This is a genomic window from Actinomycetota bacterium (genome assembly GCA_005774595.1).
Lineage (GTDB): Bacteria > Actinomycetota > Coriobacteriia > Anaerosomatales > D1FN1-002 > D1FN1-002.
Genome location: VAUM01000423.1, coordinates 1 through 1,411, shown reverse-complemented (window position 1 = coordinate 1,411; position 1,411 = coordinate 1). Strand labels below are relative to the sequence as shown.

The window sequence follows — 1,411 nt, the reverse complement described above, 5'->3', positions numbered from 1 at the left end:
GAGCACCACCGGCACGGGCGCGGGGGGCGCGACCGGCACCGGGGCGAACGCCTCGATCGGCGCGAACGCCGCACCCGCCGGCGACGTCTGGGAGCCGATCCCGAGCAACGCGAGCTGCTCGGCCAGGTCGTCGACGCCGGCGACGACGTACGCCACCGGTCGCCCGGCCGGCGTGACCACGGCGGCAGGCGACCACGCGGGCGGCTCGACCGGCTGTGCCGGCGAGACGACATCCGCAGCGCGCGTCATGGCGGCCGGAGCAGGCTGGGGTGGCGCCCACGCCCCGAGATCCGCCGCGGCCTGCGCCGGTGCCGGCCCCGGTGCCGTGCCGAGCGGCCCGGTGGACTCGAGCGATGCGGCCAGCTCGGCGAGGTCTCCCGTGCTGCCCGCGGCCCCGACCGGACCGGCCGGCAGCACGGTCTCCGGATGGTCGAACAGCGCATGCTCCGGTCCGGCGGTCACGGGCTGCCAGTCGCCGGTACGCAGAGGCTCCGCGAGTATCGTCGCCATCGGCCCTGGCCGGGCCGCCTCCGTCAGCTCGACGGAGACGGAGTCGGGCGGTACTGCCTCAGGTACCCAGGACTCCGACGTCGCGGCTCCGACCAGCGGGTGCTGGAGGTCCTCCCACCGCCGGCGGCGCAGCGTCGAAGTGAGGTAGATGAGCGACAGCAGGAAGAGAAGCGCGGCGGCGCCCAGGATGGGAAGCCTGTACGCCATGATGTCCACGGGTCAGTCCATGCCCTCGAGGATCCGGTAGAGCAGACCGAGCAGCACCGCCTTCACGCTGTCCTTGTCCCGGGCGTCCACCGGCAGCAGCGGCACCTCGTCGGCGAGCTCGAGCCTGCTGCGAAGGTCCGCGAGCGTCGCGGTGTCGTCGGCGGCGACCTTGTTGCCGGCGACGACGAACGGCACGTCGGACATCTTCGTGAAGAACTGGATCATCGAGCGCGCGTCCGCGTAGGACTCGTCATCGGTGGCGTCCACGAGTAGGACGAAGCCGAGCATGCCCTCGGACAGCGTCTCCCACATGAACGAGAAGCGCTCCTGTCCGGGGGTCCCGAACAGGTAGAGCACGACGTCGTCAGCGATGGTGATGCGGCCGAAGTCCATCGCGACGGTGGTCTCGCCCGCTCCTTCGCCCGAGGTGTCGCTGATCTGGCGCTCGGTCGAGAGCACCGTGATCTCGCTCACCGCCTTGATGAACGTCGTCTTGCCGGCGTTGAAGGGCCCGGTGACGACGACCTTCACAGACTGCATCCGTGCTGCTCCGTCCTACTCACAGGTCCTTGATCCCGTCGATGAGGCGCATGACGAGGTCCTTGTCGATGATCTGATCCATGTGCAGCCCGCCGGCCTCGCCGCGTTCCGGGATCTTCTTCACGGTGGCGGCGGGCTGCACATGGATCAGATC

At 70.5% G+C, this 1,411-nt stretch carries 2 protein-coding genes; both read right to left on the bottom strand.

Features of this window, described 5'->3' with window-relative positions; all coding sequences use genetic code 11:
• Positions 1-726, bottom strand: a 726-nt coding sequence (locus tag FDZ70_10665) for a hypothetical protein (protein ID TLM66058.1), incomplete at its 3' end; no start/stop codon positions are given.
• A 3-nt stretch (positions 727-729) separates the two neighbouring features.
• Positions 730-1,257: a GTP-binding protein gene (locus tag FDZ70_10660; protein TLM66057.1), complete on the bottom strand. Its 528-nt coding sequence runs from the start codon at positions 1,255-1,257 to the stop codon at positions 730-732.
• Positions 1,258-1,411 lie beyond the last annotated feature (154 nt).